This is a genomic window from Clostridium sp. UBA5988, assembly GCF_002435615.1.
GTDB lineage: Bacteria > Bacillota > Clostridia > Clostridiales > Clostridiaceae > Clostridium_J > Clostridium_J sulfidigenes.
In genome coordinates this window covers 1-5,317 of the sequence record NZ_DJBA01000013.1, presented here as the reverse complement: position 1 = coordinate 5,317, position 5,317 = coordinate 1, and the positions used below count along the sequence as shown (strand labels likewise).

Genomic DNA, 5,317 nt, shown 5'->3' with positions numbered 1-5,317 from the left:
AAAGTCAAAAATCGTTGACACACCTTTTATTCATGAAATTTTTTCCTAACTTATTCACATGTTACTTTAAAATATTCACCCTTAGCTTTTACTATATGACCTGAACTATAAGGCTTATTATCTATAGTTATATAAACTTTATTAACTCCGTAGTATTTTCCTATAGTATTTACAATGCTCTCTAAGATAGCACTTTCAAATCCTGAGCCTGCATTCATTTCTTTTACAAAATTACTGCTAAAATCTATATATACCATACCATCATCATTTAAATATAAACTATTTATAGTTACATTTTTCCCTAACAACTGGCCCTTGTTATTTCCTGGAAAGTTCTTGAATAATTTTTGAATAGCAATTTTAGTTATATCATTAGTGGAAAAAGTAAGATTCTTATCTTCATAATGAATTTTATAATTTTCATCTGGATAATAACATCTTATACTTTGATTTAATCTCATATTCTCTTCTATACTTTTTAAAGTTGAAGTAACTTTCATGGTTTTAATATCATAAATAGATTTGATTAACCCCTTGTTAACAGCGTAATACTGTAAATCAATTTGGCCATTTGTATTTTCTGTGGTAACTTCAAGAGCACTACAATCTCCACTGCCTATTGAAATCTTTACATCTACCTTTGAAATATATCTTTTACTTCCCTCTGATAATTTCCATGTAGTCCCTACCTCTAGTGGTTCCTTTAGTAATACTTCACTTACGTTATATGGTTTGTTGGTGAAATTTTCTCTATAATAACACTCACTTCTTTGAAATATTTTTGCAATTTCTCCATTATTATTTTGTAAAACTGTGACCGTTTCTGTTCCTCCATTATTACTTCTTAGTTGAACATTATTACCATTTATATAATCAACGTAGGTAACATATTCTGCATACTCTGAATTCGTACCAGCATAACTGTATTTTACATTCTCCTTAAATTTAAAATAGTCATCTATACTATAACTTGACTTATGGTTATTATTACTTTCCTCTGGTTTAGTAGTGCTATTCTCTTTAGTAGTTTCTTTAGAATCTGTATTTTTTTCTTCTTTCAAGGTATTATCAGTGTTATTAGTTACAACATTATTAGTATTTATATTAATATCAGCATTAATATTCTTATTTTCTTCACTATTTTTATTACCACAACCAGTAAGAAAAACTGCTACTGTAAAAATTATTACAAGAATCACTTTTCTTCTCACAACAATCACTTCCTAAAATATTCTCTATATAATATACGTAAATATATCCAAATAATCCCATTAAATAAAAATAAATTTATTCCATAGAATCCCAGCTTCTAAATTTACTATATTTTAAAAATCTGTAGACTATAAATTTATCTCTTTTTATATTGTAAATTCATAATATTAAAGATAATATATAAGTGAAATTTATTTATATGGGGGATTATTATGGACGTAATTTTAGGGCTAATCATTTCTACAATTATATTTATAACAGGAGTAATTAGAAATATAGATACTGTTATATCTTTATTCATTGTACTATGTATATTCTTTATTATAGCAATAAAAAGAGGTGTATCTATTAGGGATGGATTTAGATATTTAATTGAAGGAGGCAAAGAATCCTTAGGGGTATTAAAAATATTTATTCTAATAGGAGCAATCGTTTCTCTTTGGATGATTTCTGGTACAGTTCCTTCAATTGTTTATTATGGAATTAATCTTATTCATCCAAGCTTCTTTGCTGTAAGCGCCTTTATTTTGTCAGCTTTTATATCCATGCTCCTTGGAACTTCCTTTGGTACCATTGGTACTGTAGGTATTTCTTTGATAGTAATGGCTAGAGCTGGTGGTGGCAATACCCTTATAATAGCTGGAGCAATTCTTTCTGGTGCCTATCTTGGAGACAGATCATCACCTATGTCTTCCAGTGCAAATCTAGTTGCATCGATTACAAATACCAATCTCTACGATAATATTAAGAGAATGACTAAAACTTCTTTAATGCCCTTAATATTATCTCTGGGTTTATATTTAATTCTATCCTTATTCATGCCTGTAAATTATAGTAACTCAGATATATTATCTCAGCTAACTGAAACTTTTAATATAAATATAATAGCATTACTTCCTGCATTAATTATAATTGTACTATCATTCTTTAAAATTGAAGTGAAAATTTCTATGTTTGTCAGTATGACTGTAGCTGCTATTATATCCTTCATTTTTCAACATGATACTTTTAGTGAAATTATTAAAACTGCTATCTTTGGTTTTCAATTACCTATTGATAACCCTCTTTACAGCATCATAAAGGGTGGAGGTATAATATCAATGATAAAATTAGCCTTTATAGTATTTCTCTCTTCAGCACTTACTGGAATATTTCAAGGGGCTAATCTGCTAGATTTTATAGAAGAATATTTAAATAAAATAAAAAGACCTGATACTTTATTTCTCACTACAATAATAACTAGTATCATTAGTTCCATGGTTGGCTGTACTCAAGTATTGGCAGTAATGCTTACAAAAATGACTATGAATGATACCTATATTAGATTAGGTTATGATAAAGAACACTTGGCACTTGATCTAGAAAATTCAGCTATTGTAATAGCTCCATTAATACCTTGGAATGTAGCTGTATTAGTACCTTTAACCACTTTAGGTGTAGATGCAAGAGCTATTTTATTCTCTTTTTATTTAATTTTATTACCACTAATAAGTCTAATGTCTACATATTTAAAAAGTCATAAAGAATATAATTTTATGACATATAATATTGAAAAATAACTTAATAAAAAACTTATATAACATAGTTTTTTTTAACAAAACAATACCTATGGACTAGGCACACAATAGTGTTTTAGTCCATAGGTATTTATTATAATTATTCATAAATTCATCTTACATATCACTTCAATTTATTCAAATGTTATCTTAGATTCTTCCATAATCTCAACTTCTATACCTTTAGCTTTGGCTGCTTTTATAAGCTCTTCATTAACATTAAGTGGTGAATATAATGATATTTTCTTCAATGTAGGCATACTAAGCAATTTATCATAATTCTCAATAACCTTATCATGTAGTGTAATTTCTTTTAAATTAGTAAGTTTTTCTATACCATCCAAATTTGGAGTTCCTGTAACAGATAGAGATAAATCTTCAACTTTAGGGAAGTTTTTCAACCCTAAGAGACTAATTGGTTTATCTGTATTAATATACAATATTTTTGCATCTGGAAAATATGGCATATCTTCCAAAGAACCTTTCTTTATGTAATCAATACCCACATCTTCTATATTTTCAAAGGTTTCAATTTCACCTAGTTTATCTAAACAACCATCATAAATGTTTAATATTTTTAAGCTTTTACATTTTAAAAGAGGACTATAATCTATGATAAAACCATCATCATCTATGCTTAACTGTTTCAGGGCATTCATTTCTTCTATACCCCTTAAGTCCCTTACTTTATTTACACTTCCAATAGCTATTCTATTTATCTTATTTAACTCATCTTGTTTTAAAGATAAAAAGGCAGGTCTATATATTTCCTGAGAATGTTTTATATCAGCTTCGAAATTTCTATCTTTTATTATTCTATTAGAATAAAGGTAGTAATTTGCGGGAAAAAATAATATAATCAAAATTACTACAAAAGCAATTTTAATTTTCTTTTTATCAGAATTCTCTTTAACTGCGTAAAAAATAGTTAAAACTGATAACACTATAAAAATTATAATATAGTTAGGAATATAAATATAAAAAAATCTAAATATAAAATAATTTAATATTGGAAAAATCAATATCATATATTCCTTCCAATTCTTCCTATGAAACCCAATACCACATACCATAAGTATAATCCAAAACACTGGCGAATCATCATAAATATCATGAAGCCCAGAAACAAATAATTGAAGAAATATAAATCCTATTAAAATAAATATCCCTATTAAGTACTCCTTTTTATAGTTTTTAGGTTTATCTTTAATTTTATCATTATTAATAGTATTATCCATTTTAGACCTCCAGCCATAATTAAAACTAAATTTACATCAATTTCAACTTACTCATATTTACAGTTTATCTTTACGTAATATAACAGTATACTCTACATTTTACAATATATAGAGTTATAATGCTATATATTTAATGGATAATTCTTTTTAGTCCATATAAGTTAATGTCCTAACCATCCTATCTTCTCCTATGACACTATTATCAAATATCTCTTTAGCATTATCTATAAACTGTGCTGGTTCTCCCATAATAGGACTAAAATGAGTTAATATAAGTTCCTTAACTCTCCCTTCCTTAGCTAGTGTGGCAGATTCTCTAAAAATCATATGCTTATTTTTGGTAGCCTTGTCTATATCCTCATCCTTACCATAGGTACCTTCACATATAAACAAATCACTTTCTGCAATGAATTCTACCATTGAATCCATTGGTCTGCTATCAGTTATTAAACTAATCTTAACTCCTCTTCGCTCATCTCCTAATACCATATCTCCAGTATATGTTTTCCCTTCAAAAGTTATTTCTTCCTGCCTTTGTAGCTTACTCCATAGACTTTTAGGAATGTTATTTGCCATAGCCTTTTCTACATTAAACTTTCTTTCCCTTTTAAAATAAAAACTATATCCCTTGCAAGGTGATGAATGGTCTACATCTATAGCATTTAATATTATTTCACTACTATGAATTTTTCTATGCTCATTATTCTCTGCCACATGTATACCACCCTTTGATACATTAAGCTCTACCTTCGAGGGGGCTTCTATAATATTTACCTCATAGGGTAAATATTCTGCAACAACCCTTAGACCATTTACAACCCTAGTAATTCCCTCAGGACCAATTATAGTTAAAGGCTCAGTTCTACCACTATTACCTATAGTTGAAAGAAGCCCTGGAAGTCCTATGATATGATCTCCATGGGTATGTGTAATACATATAATATCAATGGACTTAAACCCCCATGCCACCATCTTCATAGAAACCTGAGTCCCTTCACCACAATCTATAAGTATCTTTCTCCCTTTATAATTAATTAAAGTAGCTGAAAGGCTTCTTTCCGGCATTGGCATAGAACCTCCACAACCTAATAAACACACATCTATCATTGTTTTCCTCCATTATTTTATAAGATATAATCTAATGTAATTTAAAACCCATAATTGATTTTAAACCATATTAAGTATATTTACAAAAACTCCATAAATAATACTAGAGTCTTAGATATTTATTTAACCCTTTACATATTCTAGACTTTTAATCCCTCTCATAGTACAATTTAATTATGACGGATAGTGTAAAGTGTGGTATGA

At 28.2% G+C, this 5,317-nt stretch carries 4 protein-coding genes; 1 reads left to right on the top strand and 3 read right to left on the bottom strand.

Features of this window, described 5'->3' with window-relative positions; translation table 11 throughout:
• Positions 1-50: 50 nt before the first annotated feature.
• Complete coding sequence (locus B3J31_RS02110; RefSeq protein WP_346868309.1) at positions 51-1,211, bottom strand: GerMN domain-containing protein; 1,161 nt, start codon at positions 1,209-1,211, stop codon at positions 51-53.
• Between the two features lie 213 nt (positions 1,212-1,424).
• Here B3J31_RS02110 and B3J31_RS02105 point away from each other — a divergent pair, with 213 nt between their 5' ends.
• The gene (locus B3J31_RS02105) at positions 1,425-2,771 is read left to right on the top strand and encodes a Na+/H+ antiporter NhaC family protein (protein WP_346868310.1); all 1,347 of its coding nucleotides are present in this window, start codon (positions 1,425-1,427) and stop codon (positions 2,769-2,771) included.
• Between the two features lie 131 nt (positions 2,772-2,902).
• On the opposite strand, the gene B3J31_RS02100 is transcribed toward B3J31_RS02105, so the two are convergent.
• Together B3J31_RS02100 and B3J31_RS02095 are read right to left on the bottom strand one after the other, a co-directional pair.
• Entirely contained in the window at positions 2,903-4,006 is a 1,104-nt protein-coding gene (locus B3J31_RS02100; protein ID WP_346868311.1) for a hypothetical protein, read from the bottom strand.
• 147 nt (positions 4,007-4,153) lie between these two features.
• A complete protein-coding gene (locus B3J31_RS02095; RefSeq protein ID WP_346868312.1) occupies positions 4,154-5,113 on the bottom strand; it encodes a ribonuclease Z in 960 nt (319 codons plus the stop codon).
• Positions 5,114-5,317: the final 204 nt, after the last annotated feature.

What these genes read in the sequence shown, in the direction of transcription:
- B3J31_RS02105 (WP_346868310.1), top strand. Translation starts at nt 1,425, where the DNA reads ATGGACGTAATTTTAGGGCTAATCATTTCTACAATTATATTTATAACA.
- B3J31_RS02100 (WP_346868311.1), bottom strand. Translation starts at nt 4,006, where the DNA reads ATGGATAATACTATTAATAATGATAAAATTAAAGATAAACCTAAAAAC.
- B3J31_RS02095 (WP_346868312.1), bottom strand. Translation starts at nt 5,113, where the DNA reads ATGATAGATGTGTGTTTATTAGGTTGTGGAGGTTCTATGCCAATGCCG.